A 19,174-nucleotide genomic window follows, 5' to 3' on the forward strand; every position below is an offset into this window, starting at 1 on the left:
ATCAACGCCTCATCGCATCAAAGAGGCTTTGTAGCTTCGCTTTTTCCATCCACAGAGAACGATTTCCGTTCGCCTCAATGATCTCTAGCCACTGCTGTGTGACTGAGTGAAGAAAATCGCCTTCCTCAACATTCAGATGTGAATCTTTGATCCTTTGTTTGACTTCTTGCCGAATGCGATGCAGTTGTGCTACCGCCGCCGAATCTGCGATATCAGGCAGTTTCGAGCTGTAAAGATGGAAATAGCAATATCTGAAAAATTGTTCCCGTCGGCGCTCTCTGGAGCCTAATTCCTGAGTGAATGTGAACATTTCATCCGGTTCACACAGGGAACGCATGGGCAATCCAGCACGCTGAGTGAGGTAACTCAATACGGTTTTCGGCGAAATCTCTAAATAGCGGGTGACACCGTTTTGCGCAACATACTGCAAACTCTGCAACCATTGCACCGGAGAAATCAGATGCTGCAAAATCGACGACTTCAAATTCTCCGCAGGCAATTCCGCACCACTGACATTGCAGACCAATCGGGAGACAGGGGCATTTTGCTGGCTCGCATTCGGCAGGAAATCAAGCAACGCTGCCAATTTTTCTTTTGCCTCTGCCATTAGGGGAGAATGGAACGGGCCGCCGATTTTCAGCGGATAAAGCAACCCTCCCAGTGCTTCCATGCGCGGGGCAAAACGCCGAATATCTGCCATTTCTCCAGAAATGGTCGCCTGATCAAATGCATCAATCGCAGATATATAGATGTCTATGCCGTCATCAATGCGGGCTTTCCCGACTTCCTGCACGACGACTTCAGCCGGAACGTGCAGTACCCAACACATGTCTCCCTGCTGGTAATGGCGCGCGCAGGCTTCCACTACTTCGGAGCGGATATTGACCACTTGAGTCAATGTTGCCAAATCAAGGTAACCGGCAGAACACAGTGCGGGATACTGCCCTAAACTGTGTCCCATCATAAATTCGGGAACCAACCCACAGTGTTGCCGCAATATGCTGGCAATGGCGACCGTGGTCGCCGTGAGCGCCAATTGGGCAATGCGGACTTGTTTCAAGATGTCACGGCGTTCACCGTGGATCACATCGAATAGATTAACCTGAGACAGTTCTGACACTTCGTCCAAACAAGCCCGATACTCAGGATATGTTTGGAATTCAGCAAACATGTCCGGTTGCTGTGCACCCACGCCGGGAAATAAAAATACGGTCTTGGCTGAGTCGATAGCGGTTTTCATGCTGAGGCTCCATGAATAATAAAATCAAGCTCCGATTGTGAGAGCTGGCAAAGAGGAAAATCCGCCGGGATCAGTGATCGTTCCAAATGATGATCAGCCTGCCCGTCATGCCGTTCATCAAAGTTGGCCTCACGCCACCCCGATAGCCTGTCATTCAATTGGGTTAGATAGCGCAAGGCATCATCGGCATTGGCACCAGAAACGCCCAATATCAGTTCAACGAAAACAGAACCAGACTCGCGGCAGTCGTGAATAAGTATGTCGAAATCAGCTACGCTCTTTTCGTCGGGATGGCGAAAACCACCGGAGAGAGATTGAATCAAACTGACATGGCGCCACGTCCCCCTGCTGCCCAAACCGAAACCAATATCATTGATGCAGATAAGTGGCCGCACATCGGTGCCATTCAACCCCAGCTGGTTTTTCCAATCCGAGTCGTCTTCATACCAGCGCGATTTCAACGTTTGTAAAAAGCTGAGTGAATGCCCTGAGGGAATATTAAGATTCAATCGTTGGAAACCCGTAAACCAACCCACGGCATTCGCCATGGCCGCGTTCCAAATGGCAGGCGTCTCTGCTTCGGAAAATAAGCGTCCGTGGTTTTCAAACAATACGCTGGGCTGCTCTGGCAACAGGCCGTTATCCTGTATCACCTCCAGCAATGCAGCCACAATTAACTGCGATCGTCCCGCTTTCTTGTGTTGTTCCATTAACTTGAAGTCATCACTGGAAACTGACAAGGCTAATGTGATGGGAGTCGTGGCGGGCTGATAACAGGCATCGTCATCGAGGGCTGGCACTACATAAGAGTCGTGCTCCCGCAGCCGTCCTTTATCCCAAAGCCATTTACCCCAAAGAAAGGCCCCCTGTTCTGCATCGATCTTGGTGGTGGCATTGCTTTGCATCGCAGGTTCGTTCAGGGCTTGATCCAATTCATCCAACAAGAAAATCCATGAATGCACATCACAAATCAGGTGATGGCAAACCCAGATCAGGTAATTTTTGTTTGCAAGCGGATCGAATACCACTTCATACACACTGGGCTGAGTCGCCAGACAAATTTCACCCTGCAATTGATCAAGCCTCTCTTCAAGGTATTCGCCTTGCGCCAATATTTTTCCTTGTTGCTCCCGCTCGCTATCGTGCGATTCCAGCGCCGAAGGTAAGAAATAAAACTCGCTCAAATCTCGATTGGCTCTCAGGGAGAAGATTTTATGTCTGGCTTTGACGGCCATGACCGCAGCACTGATCTGCTCGGCAGAGAGGGATGAGGCTAATTCAAGCACCACCCCTTGTTGCAATCGATCACCATGTTTAAAGCGATGGTGTTGAAACCAGCGCACACTGGGTAAATATTTCAGCCAATTGGCGGTTAATTCTGTCAATACAGCCGAATCAGTGACGGCATCTTCTCGTTGCTCCGCACAGGCTTTTTCCAACACAGCACCTAACGCGGTGGAAGTGAGCAGTGCATTTACCCCAATGCGGACGCCTTCTTTCGCTAACAGTGCGACGAGGCGAATTGCCTTGATTGAATCCCCACCCTGTTCCAGAAATGAGGCCGTCAGATCCACAGATTGCGGCCAAATCGGCCTGAGAAATTCAGCGTCCAGCCATGAAGGAAGTTGGTAGGTTTCCGGTTCTCTCTGGTTTTTTTCGTCAGTTGAACAGGACAGAACAGCGCCAACCACCGCCCTGTTTGCTGTAGCGGCGGCGGTAAGTATCGCTATATCAACTTTGCCGTTGGCATTCATCGGCCAGGACTGTACAGTGCAATACAAACTCGGCAACCAAGCCTCAGGGATTTTGTCTTTTAATCTGTTCTGAAACTCACGGCTGTCATAAGGCACCGGTTGACTACTGCACAGGACAATCGTTTCATAGCCCGCCATGCCATCAATTTCACCAGTGACCAGTTTCAGTGCTTTCAACTGCCAGCCGTGATCATCGGGTTGCCCAAGCTGCACCAGCACATCTTCCACGGCCTTTTCAATTTCCACTGGATGGATCCGGTGACCACGCACTTTAAACTCATCATCGATGCGCCCAAGGCAATGGAATATCCCCTGCTCATCCTGCAAGCCCAAGTCACCCGTGCGATACCAACGGCGCCGATCTCCCGCACAATTCACAAATTTTGCTTCCGTCTCGGCGCTGTTGTTGAGATATCCATCCGCCAGTACAGGCCCGCCAATCCAAATCTCCCCCCTAAATCCACGGGGCATACGTTGTCCCCAACTATCTCTTATCGATATTTCCGCTTGACCCAGCGCCGCGCCGATAGGCGTGGTCGAGGCGATGGAGGTAACTGCATCGCTTATCGAATAAATGCAGCATCCGACTGTTGCTTCTGTCGGCCCATACTCATTAATGATTTTGCTGCCCAAAGGAAAGAAACCCAGTGCTTTGTTCACTAACACCGTGGGCAAGTTTTCGCCTCCTATGACAAAGGTCAGCGGCTCCCGTCTCTTGGGGGCGGGTTCAATCACCCCTTGCTCAATCAGCAAAGAAAGATGGGATGGCGTACATTTAATCCCCGTCAGTGATTCATCAGCGAGAAGGTTTCGCAGCAGTTCAGGATTATCACGGATGTCCTGTTCGTGAATTTGGATAAATCCACCCGACAAAACGGGAACCAAAATGGCGGTCTGCGTCAGGTCAAATCCAAAGGAGGTGAATAGCGGTGCGTTAAATGGTGCTTCAGCCGCATACGCCGCTTTTGCTGCCAACGCATAGTTTGCCAACGCAAAAGGAGAAATGGCGACGCCCTTTGGTTCTCCAGTCGAGCCGGAGGTATAGAGAATATAAGCAGGGTTGCAGGATACTTGTTTTGCCTGAACCGCAGGGTGAAAAACAACGCCAAGCTCGCCCTGAGTAATCTTTTCTTTCCCCTTTTCTTTCACCGATGAAACCCGCAACAGAGGTAAATTCAGTGCTTCAGCCAAATTCTGATCGGCCTCCGTGTAAATGCACAGAGAAGCCTGCGAATTACGGATGATAGTTAATAACCTCGCCATTGGCGTTGTGGTGGGGCAAACAGGAACGACGGTCACATTTTCAATAAGGCAGGTCAGATAAGCCAGCGTCGTTTCCGGGGAGCGTCGCCCCAGAATCAACACTGGGTTATGCTCAGAGCGCAGATTTTTCATATCACGCAACTGTGCACTGAATTGGCGGATCCACTGTAAGCCTTGACGGTAGGTGAAATTGCTGGCCTCTGCGTTTGACGTAAATAACCGGTTATCGGGATAACGCTCAAACGCCTCAAGTAAATGAACACCTATCGGCGCTGTAAGGCTGTCGTTCGGGGCATTAATGTCCCCGGCCGGCCCTATCACCTTGTGTTCTATCCACTCTTCTTTTACGGCGCTTTGATTCATCACTTCAGCGGCGGCGTCTATTGCATAATCAAGTACGCTTTGCAGAAATACGTGACACTGTTCGGGCGACCAAATCTTGCGAAAATCCGCTTCAAGCTCGAAACAGCCACTTTCAAAGCGGTCATGAATATGAATGGTGGCGAACAGCGATTCGACGGCCTGAATGTGATCAACCGCTATTTCGACATCGGAGACAACCTTCTGAAACTCACCTGTTTGATAGGAAACACCGAAAGCCGGAATAATCCGTTTCCAGTCTGGCGATGCTAATTCTCCCCAACGGGTAGCTGGCGCATAACGTGAATGCACTATCGCTTTTTGCAGATGGTTTTTCAGGATACGATAGCAATCCGCTACCGTCTGCCCTGCTTCACGGAACACGGGCACTAAGACAGGTGCTATCGCCATCGATATGGAGCGTTTCTCAATCTCGCTCCAGCGGTTTATGATCGGTGCCTGCAATAAAACACCATTGCCGTCTTCAATCACCATTTGCGTGTACGCAACCGCGGTGAAAAATAATCTAAAAATAGAGCCGCCGCTGTTTTTGAATTGGCATAACATGTCGTTTTGCGCTTCCGTCACAACGGCCTTTACCCGCAAGGATTGCGGTTCTAATCCGCGATAATCACCAATCGGATAACGGCTGGATATTTTACGGGCATTTGCTGATGCGGTGTCGCCAAAAAGATTCTGCCAATAGGCCGCATCCTTTTCGATGCGCTGAGAACGCTCGTAATTCTGTTCTTCCTCGGCATGCAAAGAGAATAAAAAGGACTCCACCTGTCCTGTATCTGCACCTTCCTGTTCCAATGCTTTGACCACATATCCCAGCAATATCGCCAATCCCATGCCATCCACCACGGCATGGTGCGCTTTCACAAACCATCCTGACTGCCCCTGCCGGAAACGCACCGCAAAAACCCGTATCGGTGTGAGTGATAAATCCTCCTTTACCAGCAATTGACGCTTCGCCCAGAGTTCAAAAGCCTGATGGGGATCGGGGTATCCGCTGAAATCTACTTTCACCACTTCTGTTTGGGGGATATCGTGCCGGACGCCATGCCACCTGATTTCCAGTGGATCGATGTTCAACGATTCAGTTTCCAACTGATCCGTATTCAAGTCCTTGTTAACAAATCCTATGCGGAAAACATCTTGCGTATCGTGGATAATTTCAGCAGCACGAACAAGCCGTTCCTGAGAAATTTCACCATTCAAACGTGCCACGCCCCCCAAATAAAACTGATAGCCAGACAGATAAAACGTGTCCATTTTTAAAACGGCCTGTTGTGACCGGTTCAATCCAAAAGTCGGTTTATTCATGGCTTGAGCTACCACTTTGATTGAAAAACAGATCCCGCATATTTTTAGCGATCACTTTCCGGTCAAGCTTTCCAGAGCTGGATCTTGGCAGCCGTTGAGCCTGCCAATAGCGCATGGGCAACATGTAGGCTGGCACTTGTACAGAGAGAAATTGCCGGATGTCCTGCTGATTAAGTTCTTCTTCTCCCGCCACAATTGCCGCAACCAGCCACTGCTCCTGTTCATCATCTTCAACGACACAAACAACAGCCTCGGTAATGACCGGATAATTGAGCAGGTGATGCTCTATCTCGCCCAATTCGAGCCGCAATCCACGTAGTTTGATTTGCGTATCCTTCCGGCCCTGACAGAAAAAACCCCTTTCTTTTTCATACCAGCCAAGATCGCCGGTCAGATAGACCCGCTCCTGAAGTTCTGGGTGGAACACAAACACCTGATCGGTCAAGTCCTGTCGGTTGTAATAGCCTTCTGCCAGACAATGCCCGCCAATGGCAATTTCGCCTTTTTCCGAATCCGCTTTTAATGCCAGATTCTCCGGATCCACTATGTATAACTGGCATCCGGTAAGAGCCTGTCCGATGGGAACGAGGCTCGACGAAGTTTCCATACGATCATAAAAACTGACACAATCATAAAAACTGACATCAATGGCCGCTTCTGTCGGGCCATATAAATTGGTCAACAGGCAACGAGAAGCGAATAGGTTCTGGAATTGAGCAACCAGACTGGCAAGCAGCGACTCTCCACTCACATATAGCCGACGCAGAGCCGGCAACAGCGGATTCGGCGCTATATGGCTGTCCTGAAGCTCTTGCAGTACCGGCTTTAACAAACTGGGGACAAAATGGACAACTGTAATGTTTTCGTTTACCAATGCCGCCACGATGCCTCTGGGAAAGGATTCCAATCCCGGTTGCAGTAGATAGTGACTCGCACCGTTCAAGGCAGGTAAAAAAAGCTCCCATAAAGACACATCAAAAGTCAGCGCCGTTCTCTGTAGGATAATGTCTGAATCCGTCATCTCACTGTGCGCCTGATGCCATTCCAGTCGGTTGATGAACGCGCCATGATTGACCAGCACCCCTTTGGGTGTGCCAGTGGTGCCGGAAGTGAAGATTAAGTACGCAGGATCGGTAGCCCGCAACTGAGGCACATTTAGCTGAGGCGCACTTAGCTGAGGCATATTGTGGCAGGCATTTTCTAAATGCGACGATGTGGATATTTCTTCCAGACGTTCACGGCAGATCAATTCCAGTTCGTCATGTGCCTGAGTAAACAAATTTACCTGCACCGCATTGCAAAAAGCGATACGACATTGCGCCGTCGTAAACATGGATGCCAAGCGGGCAACCGGGGTTTTCGTATCCACAGGAAAATAAACGCCGCCGGCCAGTAGCACCGCATAAGCTGCCACCAAAAATTCAGGACTGCGTTCAAACCCGATGGCAACGCAATCCCCCTGACGTACATTGCGATCATTAATCAGATAATGAGCCAGCCGTTGTGCTCTTGCGTATAATACACCCCAAGATAAAGTGCTGCCTTTTCCCCAGCGTATCGCTGGATGCTGGTTATCTCTCGCCGTGCTTTCGAAGTAGTCAGTAATAAATCGACTCGTTTTCATGACGCCGAAGTCCTCTGATTGCTGCTTTATTGTTCCAAAATTTCATGGCAGCCCGACGTCATAGGCGAGCGTCGGGCAATCGAATTCCGTCAGCCAGATAAAACATCTGGCTTTTAGATAGTGGGTATTGAATTAGTAGGTATTGGAATCTGTTTATGAGTGAGTTTGTGAAGGCGCTTATGAATGAGTCAGTGCGGCGTTGTAGCTGTACCGATTACAGACTTCCTTGCCGATCAGCATTTTTTGCAGTTCATTACTGCCTTCGACAACTTGCAGGATTTTTGCATCCCGATAGAGTCGGCTGATGCCATTGATTTCATCACAGCCGTGACCACCGTGGATTTGAACCGCTTTCGCTGCGGCGGCACCCGCTTCCTGTGATGCAAAAAACTTGGCTTGAAGGATCTGTTCAAGAGCATCTTCATCCTTGGCTTCTTTGGCTTTTGTCGCTGATAAGCAAATAAGTTGAGAGGCAAGCAGGCTACTGGACATTTCAGCCAAATAACCACGAATGATGCCTTGATCTGCAAGCAATGTACCGAAGGTGGCGCGAGAGTTGGCCCTCCGGGCTGATGCCACTAACGCCGCCTGCTGTATTCCCACCGCAGCCCAGGCCACACTGATGCGGCCGTAATCCAATGCGCTGTTAGAAATGAGGTTTTGTCCAAATCCGGGCTTCCCGACGATATTCGTCTTAGGGATCCAACAATCGTTGAAATCCAATACCGCCAGATAGGCACTCTTGAATCCCAGCATATTTTTCTTGGCAGTGATTTTTAATCCGGCCGTGTTTTTAGGAACCAACACAGCAGTATCCAATCCTTGGTATTTACCAAATACCAGAAAGAGATCCGCAATCTGAGCAAAAGTAATCCAGCTTTTTTGCCCATTCACGCTCAGATCATCCCCGCATTCTTCAAACCGGGTTGATAGATTTTTAGAATCACCACCAGCGGAAACTTCCGTTTGCGCGAACGCACCGATGATTTCGCCCTTCACCAACGGTGTCAGAAAACGTTGTTTTTGGTCTTGAGATCCCCACACTTCAATGGTTTTCAACGCCATTGAGTGTACATTCAGCAAACCGGTGAGCGAACCGCTTCCGGCACCAATAGCCATGTTCAGCAATCCGAATGTGGTAGCATCAAACCCCAGACCACCGTTTTCAGTTTTTGCTAATCCGCCCAACCAACCGTTATGCGCAAGCTTCTGTACAACGCTGGCAGGTGTTGCTTCGGACAAATCCCATTCATCCGCATAAGGCGCGACTTCTGTTGCTGAAAACCGCTCAAATTCCTGTAACCACTTTTGCTGCACAGGTGATAAAAAGCGATTAAACATTTGCCGCCACCTTTTTGTCTAAAAAGTTGCAGACAGCCTGAATACTAGAAAAATTAGCATTATCAAGATCGTCAATTTCAACCTTAATTTTAAAGTTTTTTTCCAGAAAGGAGATTAACTGAATAGCAGCCAGAGAATTAACCAAGCCTGTTTCGAATATATTGACTGAATAGTCTAAATTCTGCTTACCAGAAAGTTTACACAGATATTCAGATACTAATTTTTTACGCTCAGATACGTTCATTGAGACTTTCCTTTGAAGCTTAATTTCATTGGTCTTTTCTTTGCAAAATTCATCTGGGCGATTTAGCAATATTATGTTATTTCCATTTTTCAGGAATCTTTTTAACACAAAGACATAGCTACCGCATGGGAGTGTAATTGCCCAAAAACAAGAAAAAACAGAATATATAGCTGGGGTTAGTAATAATTAAATTCAGATTAATGATAATTAATATATTTTTCTATAATATTAAATATTACTTAAATTATTATTAGTAAGAAGACGACTATTGAAGCTTAAGAAAACGTTTCGAGGAATGATGTATCTTCACTGCAAGTTTTTACATTTTTAGTGGAAGCTATAAATAAAATTAAACTAATATATAAAATAATTTTTTAAGCTATAGTGAAAACTATAAATCATATTCCAAAATAATTCTTATTTAAGATGCTTTACTCTTTAATTTTTATTAAAAAAATTAATGTAACGCTTCTGTTCTATTGCTCTAAATTTAAACGCATGCACATTTATTTATAAAATGTACATTAGTTTATAATCAGACCATTAAAAAATAATATGATAGAAACCTCGCCTAACAGCGAGGATTTTTGATCGGAATTTTAATCGGTAGTGTAATGACTTCTGCCCAGCAGATAAAAGAGGAAAGGATTGCTAATTAAATACACCGGTAGACAAATACCTATCACCGCGATCGCAAATAATCGCCACAATGACCGCGCCAGGGTTTTCAGCTGCAATGCGCAATGCGCCAGAAACAGCCCCGCCAGAACTCACCCCACAAAAAATACCTTCCTTCTGCGCCAACAAACGCATTGTGGTTTCAGCTTCCTCCTGTGTGATATCTAAGATCTGATCCACCAGCTCTTTCTGATAAATACCGGGCATATAGGCCGGAGACCAGCGACGAATACCGGGAATTTGGCTATTTTCTGTGGGTTGCAACCCCGTGATTTGCACTTTATCTGACTGGGATTTCAGATAGCGACTCACGCCCGTAATCGTGCCTGTCGTTCCCATACTGGAAACAAAATGCGTAACCCGCCCCTGTGTTTGCTGCCAGATTTCTGGGCCAGTGGTATTAAAGTGCGTCAGCGAGTTATCCGTGTTATTAAATTGGTCGAGAACCTTTCCTTCTCCATTCTTCTCCATTTCTTGCGCCAAATCCCGTGCGCCTTCCATTCCCCGTTCTTTGCTGACCAAAATTAACTCAGCACCATAAGCCCGCATGGATGCCTGTCGCTCAAGACTCATATTTTCAGGCATCAATAATTTCAGCCGATACCCCTTTACCGCTGCGATCATGGCCAGTGCAATGCCGGTATTACCACTCGTTGCTTCGATCAGAGTGTCGCCCGGTGTGATTTCTCCACGCAATTCCGCTTGCTGGATCATCGAAAGCGCAGCTCTGTCTTTTACGGAACCCGCAGGGTTATTGCCTTCCAACTTTACCCAAATCTCCGCATCAACACTTTCTGTAATTCGTTGTAATTTTACCAGAGGTGTATTACCTATAAAGTCTTCCAAGCTTGCCACAGCATTACCTAATTCATATGAGAATGGGCAACCAAATAATCATATTCAGAAAACGGTAGCAAGATCTTAAGCAAAAAATCCCTCTTTCCCGTCATAACGGGAAAGAGGGATCAATAATAAAAGGGTGTTAAATCAGGCGGATTCAGCCAATCTCAATATTTTTAACGGCAAGTCTCCCGCATACAGGCGAGCGCCTGTACCGCCAATAAAATAATGATTTCCCCGGGTAGGAATCGATGAGTTATCCGGCCAAATAACGGACAGATATTCGTCTCCCCACCCTATCGGCTGAACAGACAACAGAGAAAAATGCCCGCGCGGGCTAACTTCCACGATTTGAACTGGCAAAGGACTGGAGGCTGTTTGCTGTGTACTGAGTGTCATATCCCATGGTCGAAAAAAGACATCAACATTCCCTTGATGCAGGGGCGTAATATCTAATGGGAAAATTTTCCCGCCAATCCAGAGCTGGGAACCTTTAATGTCACCATGCAGTTTATTAATTTCGCCCATGAACTCAAGCACAAAACGGCTCTCCGGCTCACTCCAGACCTGCTGCGGTGTGCCGACCTGTTCAATGCAACCTTGATTCATAAGTACCACCCTGTCAGCCACTTCCATTGCCTCTTCCTGATCATGAGTGACAAATACGCTGGTAAATTTTAATTCTTCATGAAGCTGGCGCAACCAACGACGCAATTCCATCCGTACCTGTGCATCCAGTGCGCCAAAAGGTTCATCCAACAAGAGGATCTGTGGCTCAACTGCCAATGCCCTTGCCAGTGCCACACGCTGTTTTTGCCCACCAGAAAGCTGAGATGGATAACGTTCTGCCAAATGGGATAACTGCACCATATCGAGCAATGCCATGACCTTACGACGCAATGCTTCACCATTGGGGCGCTGACGACGGGGAAGTACGGTCAGACCAAAAGCCACGTTATCAAATACTGTCATATGGCGAAACAAGGCATAGTGTTGGAATACAAACCCAACACGCCGATCTTTCGCATGTACCCGACTGACATTCTGGCCGTGAAATCTCAATTGACCTGCGCTCTGCTGCTCAAGCCCAGCAATGATCCTCAATAATGTCGTCTTGCCAGAACCCGACGGGCCAAGCAGAGCGATCATTTCACCGGATTCAATATTCAGTGAAATTTCATTCAGTATCTGAGATCGACCAAAAGATTTGCTGATTTTACTGATTTCAATACTCATATTCTGCTCCTGCCCTAGCCTTGCTGACGGCTTAAACGCCATTGCAACGCACTTTTGACAATCAGAGTAATAATCGCCATCACTGCTAATAAAGCCGCTGCCGTAAATGCGCCAACGGTGTTGTAATCTTGATACAACAACTCAACCTGCAAAGGCAGCGTATAGGTTTCCCCCCGAATCGCCCCCGATACCACAGACACGGCGCCAAACTCCCCAATCGCCCGTGCGTTGGTCAAAACAACACCATACAGCAGTGCCCAGCGAATATTGGGCAGTGTCACGTGCCAGAACATCTTCCAGCCAGAAGCGCCCAACAATATAGCGGCTTCATCTTCCTGACTGCCTTGGCTCAACATCACCGGCACCAATTCACGCACAACAAACGGACACGTCACGAATACCGTCACCAGCACCATGCCCGGCCATGAAAACATCAATTGAATGTCATAAGTTCCCAACCAGCTACCCAGCCAACCATTGGCACCGTAAAACAGCAGATAAAGCAGCCCCGCCACAACAGGCGAAACCGCAAACGGAATATCAATTAATGTCAGCAATAATTGCCGGCCGGGGAATTGGAAACGTGTCACCAACCATGCCGTCATCACGCCAAAAACCAGATTGATGGGTACGGTGATAAGTGCAATCATCACCGTCAACCAGATGGCATGCAGCATATCGGGGTCGAAGAGGTTCTGGGTAACGATGTCTAGCCCTTTGGAAAAGGCGGTCAAAAAAATCCACGCTATCGGGATCACTAATAACAGAACCGAAAAAAATATGCCTGTGCCAATCAGTAACCACTTTCCCCAGTTTATTGCGGGGCGTTGTACCACTGTGTATTCGGAAAATTCAGTCATCAATGTCCTCCTATCCGTTTACCAAAGCGGCTTTGCAATATATTGACGCTAAACAACAGTAATAACGATGCAGCAAGGATGACCGAAGCAATTGCGCTGGCAGCCGGATAATCAAACTCTTGCAGGCGAACAAAAATCATCAGGGAGACCACCTCAGTTTGCCAAGCCATATTGCCCGCAATGAAAATCACCGCACCAAATTCGCCCAAGCTGCGGGTGAAAGAGAGTACCGTTCCAGCAATCAATGCGGGTGAAACCTCAGGCAAAATAACCCGCTGGAAGGTTTGCCAACGGCTCGCTCCCAATGTCTGTGCTGCTTCCTCATATTCGGGGCCAAGTTCTTCAAGAACAGGCTGCACGGTGCGAACAACAAAAGGCAAACTGGTAAATGCCATTGCCACTGCAATGCCCAGCCAAGTATTAGCGACTTTGAGGTCAAAATTGCCGAGCCAGGCACCATACCATCCGGTGGCAGAAAACAGGGTCGCCAGCGTTAAACCCGCCACCGCCGTCGGTAAGGCAAATGGCAAATCCATCAAACCATCGAGTAAACTGCGCCCTGGAAACCGATAGCGCGTTAATATCCATGCCATCAACATGCCAAACACCATATTGAACAAACTGGCAACCGCCGCCGCCAATAATGTCACCTTATAAGCGGCGACAACTTGCGGGTTGACGATGACCTGCCAATATTGCGTCCATGTCATGCTGGAAAGCTGAACCACCAAAGCACTTAATGGTAATAACAGGATAAGGCAGGTATAAAATAGGCTACTGCCCAAACTCAGCCCAAATCCGGGCAAGACGCGTTTGCTGGATCCCCACATTATTTATGTCCTTCCATCAATAACTGATCAAGCATACCGCCAGTGTTGAAATGGGTTTTCATCACTTGAGGCCAGCTATCGAATTGTTCTTCGAAACGAAACAGTTTGGTTGCAGGAAAACGGGCTTGCTGTGATTTCATAACATCGCGATCAATCACACGATAATTGAAACTGACGATGATCTTCTGGCCAGCCGGACTATACAGGTAATCTAAATACGCTTTAGCCACAGCTTCAGTCCCATTTTTCTGGACATTTTTATCCACCCAAGTCACGGGGAACTCAGCCAGAATATCCACCGGAGGCACGATCACTTGGTAGTTATCTTCACCATACTGTTTACGAATGTTATTGATCTCAGATTCAAAACTAATCAAAACATCCCCTAACCCTCGTTCAATAAAGGAAGTCGTTGCTCCACGACCTCCGGTATCAAACACCTCTACATTCTGTAAGAAGCGTTGCATTAACTGGCGAATCTTCTCTGGGTCATACGGATTTTGCTGTTGAAAAGCCCCCCATGCCGCCAGATAGGTATAACGTCCATTACCTGAAGTTTTGGGGTTTGGGAAAATCAACTTCACGTCATTGCGCACCAAATCATCCCAATCATGGATACGTTTGGGATTATCTTTGCGTACCAGAAAGGCCATGGTCGAATAGTATGGGGAACTGTTATTCGGCAAACGCTGCTGCCAGTTGGCGGGAATTAGGTTGCCACTATCGTGTAGGATCTGAATATCCGTGACTTGGTTATAGGTGACTACATCCGCCCGCAGTCCATGTAAAATAGCCAGCGCCTGTTTAGATGAACCCGCATGAGATTGTTTGATGGTCAATTTATCCTGTGGATGCTGCCCATTCCACTGTTTCTCAAATTCGGCATTCAAGCTCGAAAATAGTTCTCGTCCAATGTCGTAAGAGCTATTCAGCAACTCGACAGCCAAGGCGTTGGTGCTATAAGCGTTGAGACTGACCAAAAGCGATATGGCAGCCAACCCGCTCAATAATTTATTTTTTATTGCCACTATTTTCATCCAACACCTTACTCATCACGCTATTTGACAACAATTTCTTCTATACCCAATAGATTTCAAGTTGCAGCACGGCGGCTAGGGAGCAAATCCCCAAGAGCATAGATAACTATGTGACTGAGGTGAGCGAACGTAGCCAGCAAAGCAGTAACTTGAAAGATGGAGGGTATACTGTATCCAGAATCTTTATAACAGGGTAGTTTACTATTCCCTGTTTTATATACCGAATTTTTATGAGAAATGATGAAACGCGATAAGATACGGGAAATATAAGAATATCAAGGCACGGGAGAAACGGGATGAACGCAATTCAAAAACGGCTATGCCCCAGTAAAATACCACTCTGTGCATGAGTCATGTTTCTTTCCTTTTATGGAAGGGATTAAAAATGAACGCTGCTCTCTGCAACAAAATATTCTTCTATTATATAAGGGGATAGAAAGAGAGTTTTTCCTTAGATAGAAACTCTCTTTGATATTTTATCAGGACTTCCAAATAATACGCGAAACTTTCCAATATTTCAGGGCATCATCAGAAGGCATTAATCCTTCAGGGCCGTCCCATATCCCGGTAAAGACATAGCTGACATGCTGACTTTGCGGAGCAGTACAGGTGACTGTGGGTTGCATGGTGAAATCATTGGATCGCTGGCATGCCCCAAATGCCTTATCATACAGATCGGCAAAACCTGTTCCTATTTTCGCCCCCCAAACCGTTTTAATTCCTTCATCCGATACTTCAATGCGACTAACTTTACCATTGACCAGACCATAAAATTCGATTTTCACCTGATCATTTTCCATTCCCTGAATTACGCTGGCTAACTTACCATTTTGCGTTTCCATGCCACTACGCAGACGATATTTTCCATCCAAACCTTGCTCAATCGCGGATTGCGTCATATCTGTCTGTTTATTGATTGCCCCTACCCCCTGTTCAGAGACACTCAAGGAACTGCCAAACCAGTTGAAAGGTGATAGGGAAGACCATGAAACCCCTGATGTTCCGGCACAGGCAGTTAACAACAATGAGCATCCCACCAAACTACTGACTGTAGCAACCCGCTGTTTAGCCAACAAATTGAATACAAAAAATTTATCCATCACTGTTTTTTTACCTTAGTCTCTATGGGCTGTAACTTGACATCTATCAGACCACACTCCCCAAAAAACATTCATTTGTGAATACAAAAACCGTTCATCAACAGAAATATTAAAAGCATATTAAGAACATATTAATAATGTAGCATTGTACATCTGTTTACAAAATAAACAGTATTATGAATTTCCTTTACAAAAGACATGAAATTATGGTGTTTAATGAACAATCTAATGATTATTTCGTCATGTATTACTCATTTTAGCCTTTCTCCCATAGAGAAAACACCACACCAAAAACTGATTTTGTCTGCCAATTTTCATGGCATACTGACTCACATTATTCCTCAGGAGAAAATGATAACTTTCCCTCGAAAATATCAGATTAATTATCAGCTGTCTTCTAGCTGGTGTTTATTAAAAGGAAAATCCGAATCCGCCACGCCTGAAATATATTATCTATTTAAAGATAATAATGAGGACATTCAAGTTAAGGTTATGTTTAACATTGATAATAAGCAACCTGTCATGCCAAAAGATTTTATTGTTATAAAAAATAAATTTATGAAGCAATGGATTTACTTCATAAAGAAATTAAAGGAAAAATAATGGCTGAATAGCATAGTACTGTTCAGCCTTTTTATATTTAATTATCGATTAATCTCTTGCTAAAAATAGCATTTTCCTGCCCCAAATAATCATATTCCATCTTTTCACACATACAAATCGTTGCATCATTTTCTTCTGGAACCAGAATCAAAATACTTGGACAGCCTCTTGCCAATAATTTCTTTTCCAGACGGGAAACCAAAGCATTGGCGATTCCCCTGCCCCTGAATTCAGGGTGAACGCCCAGATAATAAGCATGACCACGATGTCCATCATAGCCACCCATCACTGTACCAACCACTTCCCCAGCAACTTCAGCAACCAAAAATAAATCAGCATCATGGGTTAGCTTACGCTCAATATCTATTTCTGGATCATCAACAGAATTAATTAAATCACAGCGTTCCCAAAGTGTGATGACGGCTTCAAAGTCGTCTTGCCGAAATACCCGAATTTCCATAGTTAGTAAGCCTATTTCATAAGCAATTGAATCAATGTTAATTATCACTGCTTTTATTTTGGAATCAATATGAAAATGCGTTTACTGATACTAACAGGTATACTGCTAATATTCATAAACTAATCAAAATGTAAGCAGAAATGAATATACCTAATATATCTCAAGTTAAGGATTTTTTCCTCTCATTACAGGAGCAAATCTGCAAGCAACTTGAACAAATTGATGGCCACTCAACATTCATGGAAGACTGCTGGCAGCGGGAGGAAGGTGGCGGTGGGCGCAGTCGCGTGTTAACAGAAGGCAAGGTTTTTGAAAAAGCCGGCGTGAATTTCTCCCATATAGCGGGAACGTCGATGCCTGCATCTGCCACTGCCCACCGCCCAGAATTAGCTGGTTGCAGTTATCAAGCCATGGGGGTTTCTCTCGTCATTCATCCACTGAATCCCTATGTCCCAACGAGTCATGCGAATGTGCGTTTCTTTGTTGCCGAAAAAGAAGGAATTCCCCCTGTCTGGTGGTTTGGCGGTGGTTTTGATCTCACGCCTTATTATGGTTTCAAAGATGATGCCATTCACTGGCATACCGTTGCCAAAACTTTATGCCAACCGTTTGGCGATGACATTTATCCCAAATATAAAAAATGGTGTGATGATTACTTTTTTATAAAGCATCGGAATGAGCCGCGCGGTATTGGCGGGTTATTTTTCGACGATTTAAATACCCCTGATTTTGATACCTGTTTTAATTTCACACAGGCTGTCGGCAATGGTTTCTTATCTGCTTATTTACCGATTGTAGAACGAAGAAAAAATATCGCTTGGGGTGAGCGTGAAAGACAATTCCAATTATATCGTCGAAGCCGCTATGTTGAATTCAATCTAGTCTGGGATAGGGGAACTCTCTTTGGTCTGCAAAGCGGTGGCAGAACTGAATCAATATTAATGTCTATGCCACCATTGGTGCGCTGGGAATATGGTCATTCTCCAGAGCCTGATTCTCCAGAATCTGAGTTATATACCTCATTCCTGATAAAAAAAGATTGGGTGTGACAATTCAGCACAGGAATATAAGATAACTTTTGTATTCCTGTTTTATCTCCCCCTCCCTCACACATTTCAAACTACATTTTTAAATCTATTGAGTATTTATCAGAGCACTGATAAAAAACTCCGTTACTTTTCATTAACAAAACTCTGCCATAAATAGTCAGTACTTACCCTAATGACTCACTCAATAATTACAGTTAGTATTCAATCCGGGCCCGAAAAAACAAATACAACATCTAACAACAAAATAGGGTATTATCATGATCAATAATCAAACTAACAAATACAGCCTAATACCTCCATTTATCTTGGAGCATATTTCTGATGATTGTGATGAATGTACTAATCAATATGTATTAAAAACATTAGATCATGTTTATCACTTAATGAACGCGCCTATTGGGGACGATATTTCTCAACAGGAGGATGCAACAGAATCAGATGATAAATTAAATCGCACTATCTATGATGCCAAAAATAGAGAAGAATTCCCGGGAGAAAAGCTCTCTCGAAGTGAAGGCATGTCTGAGGATACAGATATTTTTGTTAATGAAGCTTATGATTATCTTGGAAAGACTCATGAGTTCTATAAAAAAGTTTTTGACCGTAATTCACTTGATAACGAAGGGATCAAGTTAGTTGCTACCGTACATTATGGTAAAAACTACCTGAATGCGTTTTGGTCTAGAAAACAAATGGTCTTCGGTGATGGAGATGGGAAATACTTCAATCGTTTTACCTCTGCTATCGATATTATCGCACATGAGTTAACTCATGGCGTCATTGAAAGCGAGGCAAGTCTTGATTATGTTTATCAATCTGGTGCACTCAATGAATCCATCGCAGATGTATTTGGCATTATGGTAAAACAGTATGTCAATAATCAAAAAGCAAATGAATCAAATTGGTTATTAGGGCAAGGTTTATTAGGACCTAAATTTAATCCAGATAACAAACCTGATGTCGCTTTACGTAGCTTTATTAATCCAGGGAAGGCTTTTTCCGGAGATAAACAAGTTGGTCATATGGATCAATATGAGGAACTTCCTTTTACCGTAGATAATGGAGGAGTTCATATATTTTCAGGTATTCCTAACAGAGCCTTTTATTTAGTGGCAACTGAGTTAGGGGGCTATACCTGGGAGAGAGCAGGAAAAATATGGTACGAAACTTTGCTAGATGATCGTTTAGAGTCAGATGCAGATTTTGATGATTTTGCCAAACTAACGATTCAGAATGCTGAAAAATTATTTGGTAAACAAATTTCAGAAATTGTTAGTAACTGCTGGGAAAAAGTTGGTGTTCTACCTCCAACAAGTAATTAAATTA

The 19,174-nt window shown here is 45.4% G+C and carries 15 protein-coding genes; 3 read left to right on the forward strand and 12 right to left on the reverse strand.

Annotated features, from left to right (window positions below; all coding sequences use genetic code 11):
- Position 1 precedes the first annotated feature (1 nt).
- The 11 genes from H8A87_RS01565 to H8A87_RS01615 all read right to left on the reverse strand — a co-directional run bounded on the left by H8A87_RS01565 (position 2) and on the right by H8A87_RS01615 (position 15,736).
- Entirely contained in the window at positions 2 to 1,240 is a 1,239-nt protein-coding gene (locus tag H8A87_RS01565; RefSeq protein WP_198688263.1) for an ACP S-malonyltransferase, read from the reverse strand.
- Positions 1,237 to 5,946, reverse strand: coding sequence for an AMP-binding protein (locus H8A87_RS01570; RefSeq protein WP_198688264.1), 4,710 nt, complete (start codon positions 5,944 to 5,946; stop codon positions 1,237 to 1,239). The genes H8A87_RS01565 and H8A87_RS01570 overlap by 4 nt, the downstream gene beginning before the upstream one ends.
- On the reverse strand, positions 5,939 to 7,570 hold the full coding sequence (locus H8A87_RS01575) for an amino acid adenylation domain-containing protein (RefSeq protein WP_198688265.1): 1,632 nt from the start codon (positions 7,568 to 7,570) through the stop codon (positions 5,939 to 5,941). The genes H8A87_RS01570 and H8A87_RS01575 overlap by 8 nt, the downstream gene beginning before the upstream one ends.
- Positions 7,571 to 7,747: 177 nt before the next feature.
- On the reverse strand, positions 7,748 to 8,911 hold the full coding sequence (locus H8A87_RS01580; protein ID WP_198688266.1) for an acyl-CoA dehydrogenase family protein: 1,164 nt from the start codon (positions 8,909 to 8,911) through the stop codon (positions 7,748 to 7,750).
- The gene (locus H8A87_RS01585) at positions 8,904 to 9,155 is read right to left on the reverse strand and encodes an acyl carrier protein (protein WP_198688267.1); all 252 of its coding nucleotides are present in this window, start codon (positions 9,153 to 9,155) and stop codon (positions 8,904 to 8,906) included. The genes H8A87_RS01580 and H8A87_RS01585 overlap by 8 nt, the downstream gene beginning before the upstream one ends.
- A 651-nt stretch (positions 9,156 to 9,806) precedes the next feature.
- Entirely contained in the window at positions 9,807 to 10,688 is an 882-nt protein-coding gene (gene cysM, locus H8A87_RS01590) for a cysteine synthase CysM (RefSeq protein ID WP_198688268.1), read from the reverse strand.
- A gap of 132 nt (positions 10,689 to 10,820) precedes the next feature.
- Positions 10,821 to 11,909, reverse strand: coding sequence for a sulfate/thiosulfate ABC transporter ATP-binding protein CysA (gene cysA, locus H8A87_RS01595; protein WP_198688269.1), 1,089 nt, complete (start codon positions 11,907 to 11,909; stop codon positions 10,821 to 10,823).
- A 14-nt stretch (positions 11,910 to 11,923) separates the two neighbouring features.
- Complete coding sequence (cysW, locus tag H8A87_RS01600; RefSeq protein WP_198688270.1) at positions 11,924 to 12,769, reverse strand: sulfate/thiosulfate ABC transporter permease CysW; 846 nt, start codon at positions 12,767 to 12,769, stop codon at positions 11,924 to 11,926.
- Positions 12,769 to 13,599, reverse strand: a complete 831-nt coding sequence (cysT, locus tag H8A87_RS01605; RefSeq protein ID WP_232370018.1) for a sulfate/thiosulfate ABC transporter permease CysT — start codon at positions 13,597 to 13,599, stop codon at positions 12,769 to 12,771. The genes cysW and cysT overlap by 1 nt, the downstream gene beginning before the upstream one ends.
- A complete protein-coding gene (locus H8A87_RS01610) occupies positions 13,599 to 14,636 on the reverse strand; it encodes a sulfate ABC transporter substrate-binding protein (protein WP_198688271.1) in 1,038 nt (345 codons plus the stop codon). The genes cysT and H8A87_RS01610 overlap by 1 nt, the downstream gene beginning before the upstream one ends.
- Before the next feature lie 479 nt (positions 14,637 to 15,115).
- Positions 15,116 to 15,736, reverse strand: coding sequence for an RpoE-regulated lipoprotein (locus tag H8A87_RS01615; RefSeq protein ID WP_198688331.1), 621 nt, complete (start codon positions 15,734 to 15,736; stop codon positions 15,116 to 15,118).
- A 216-nt stretch (positions 15,737 to 15,952) separates the two neighbouring features.
- Between H8A87_RS01615 and H8A87_RS01620 the strand changes: the two genes are divergently transcribed.
- Positions 15,953 to 16,339: a hypothetical protein gene (locus H8A87_RS01620; protein ID WP_198688272.1), complete on the forward strand. Its 387-nt coding sequence runs from the start codon at positions 15,953 to 15,955 to the stop codon at positions 16,337 to 16,339.
- Between the two features lie 37 nt (positions 16,340 to 16,376).
- Here the strand turns inward: H8A87_RS01620 and H8A87_RS01625 are convergent, their stop codons facing one another.
- Positions 16,377 to 16,799: a GNAT family acetyltransferase gene (locus tag H8A87_RS01625; protein WP_198688273.1), complete on the reverse strand. Its 423-nt coding sequence runs from the start codon at positions 16,797 to 16,799 to the stop codon at positions 16,377 to 16,379.
- Between the two features lie 140 nt (positions 16,800 to 16,939).
- Between H8A87_RS01625 and hemF the strand changes: the two genes are divergently transcribed.
- Both hemF and H8A87_RS01635 read left to right on the forward strand, forming a co-directional pair.
- Positions 16,940 to 17,848, forward strand: coding sequence for an oxygen-dependent coproporphyrinogen oxidase (gene hemF / locus H8A87_RS01630; protein ID WP_198688274.1), 909 nt, complete (start codon positions 16,940 to 16,942; stop codon positions 17,846 to 17,848).
- Between the two features lie 257 nt (positions 17,849 to 18,105).
- Positions 18,106 to 19,170 carry a M4 family metallopeptidase gene (locus H8A87_RS01635; RefSeq protein ID WP_198688275.1) on the forward strand — a complete coding sequence of 355 codons (1,065 nt, stop codon included), beginning with the start codon at positions 18,106 to 18,108 and terminating at the stop codon, positions 19,168 to 19,170.
- The last annotated feature ends 4 nt before the right edge of the window (positions 19,171 to 19,174 follow it).

This window comes from Xenorhabdus lircayensis (genome assembly GCF_016306625.1).
GTDB classification, from domain to species: domain Bacteria; phylum Pseudomonadota; class Gammaproteobacteria; order Enterobacterales; family Enterobacteriaceae; genus Xenorhabdus; species Xenorhabdus lircayensis.

Excerpts from the sequence above, each read along its gene's own strand:
- H8A87_RS01565 (WP_198688263.1), bottom strand. The coding sequence starts at position 1,240 with ATGAAAACCGCTATCGACTCAGCCAAGACCGTATTTTTATTTCCCGGC.
- H8A87_RS01570 (WP_198688264.1), bottom strand. The coding sequence starts at position 5,946 with ATGAATAAACCGACTTTTGGATTGAACCGGTCACAACAGGCCGTTTTA.
- H8A87_RS01575 (WP_198688265.1), bottom strand. The coding sequence starts at position 7,570 with ATGAAAACGAGTCGATTTATTACTGACTACTTCGAAAGCACGGCGAGA.
- H8A87_RS01580 (WP_198688266.1), bottom strand. The coding sequence starts at position 8,911 with ATGTTTAATCGCTTTTTATCACCTGTGCAGCAAAAGTGGTTACAGGAA.
- H8A87_RS01585 (WP_198688267.1), bottom strand. The coding sequence starts at position 9,155 with ATGAACGTATCTGAGCGTAAAAAATTAGTATCTGAATATCTGTGTAAA.
- cysA (WP_198688269.1), bottom strand. The coding sequence starts at position 11,909 with ATGAGTATTGAAATCAGTAAAATCAGCAAATCTTTTGGTCGATCTCAG.
- cysW (WP_198688270.1), bottom strand. The coding sequence starts at position 12,769 with ATGACTGAATTTTCCGAATACACAGTGGTACAACGCCCCGCAATAAAC.
- cysT (WP_232370018.1), bottom strand. The coding sequence starts at position 13,599 with ATGTGGGGATCCAGCAAACGCGTCTTGCCCGGATTTGGGCTGAGTTTG.
- H8A87_RS01610 (WP_198688271.1), bottom strand. The coding sequence starts at position 14,636 with ATGAAAATAGTGGCAATAAAAAATAAATTATTGAGCGGGTTGGCTGCC.
- H8A87_RS01615 (WP_198688331.1), bottom strand. The coding sequence starts at position 15,736 with ATGGATAAATTTTTTGTATTCAATTTGTTGGCTAAACAGCGGGTTGCT.
- H8A87_RS01620 (WP_198688272.1), top strand. The coding sequence starts at position 15,953 with ATGAACAATCTAATGATTATTTCGTCATGTATTACTCATTTTAGCCTT.
- H8A87_RS01625 (WP_198688273.1), bottom strand. The coding sequence starts at position 16,799 with ATGGAAATTCGGGTATTTCGGCAAGACGACTTTGAAGCCGTCATCACA.
- hemF (WP_198688274.1), top strand. The coding sequence starts at position 16,940 with ATGAATATACCTAATATATCTCAAGTTAAGGATTTTTTCCTCTCATTA.
- H8A87_RS01635 (WP_198688275.1), top strand. The coding sequence starts at position 18,106 with ATGATCAATAATCAAACTAACAAATACAGCCTAATACCTCCATTTATC.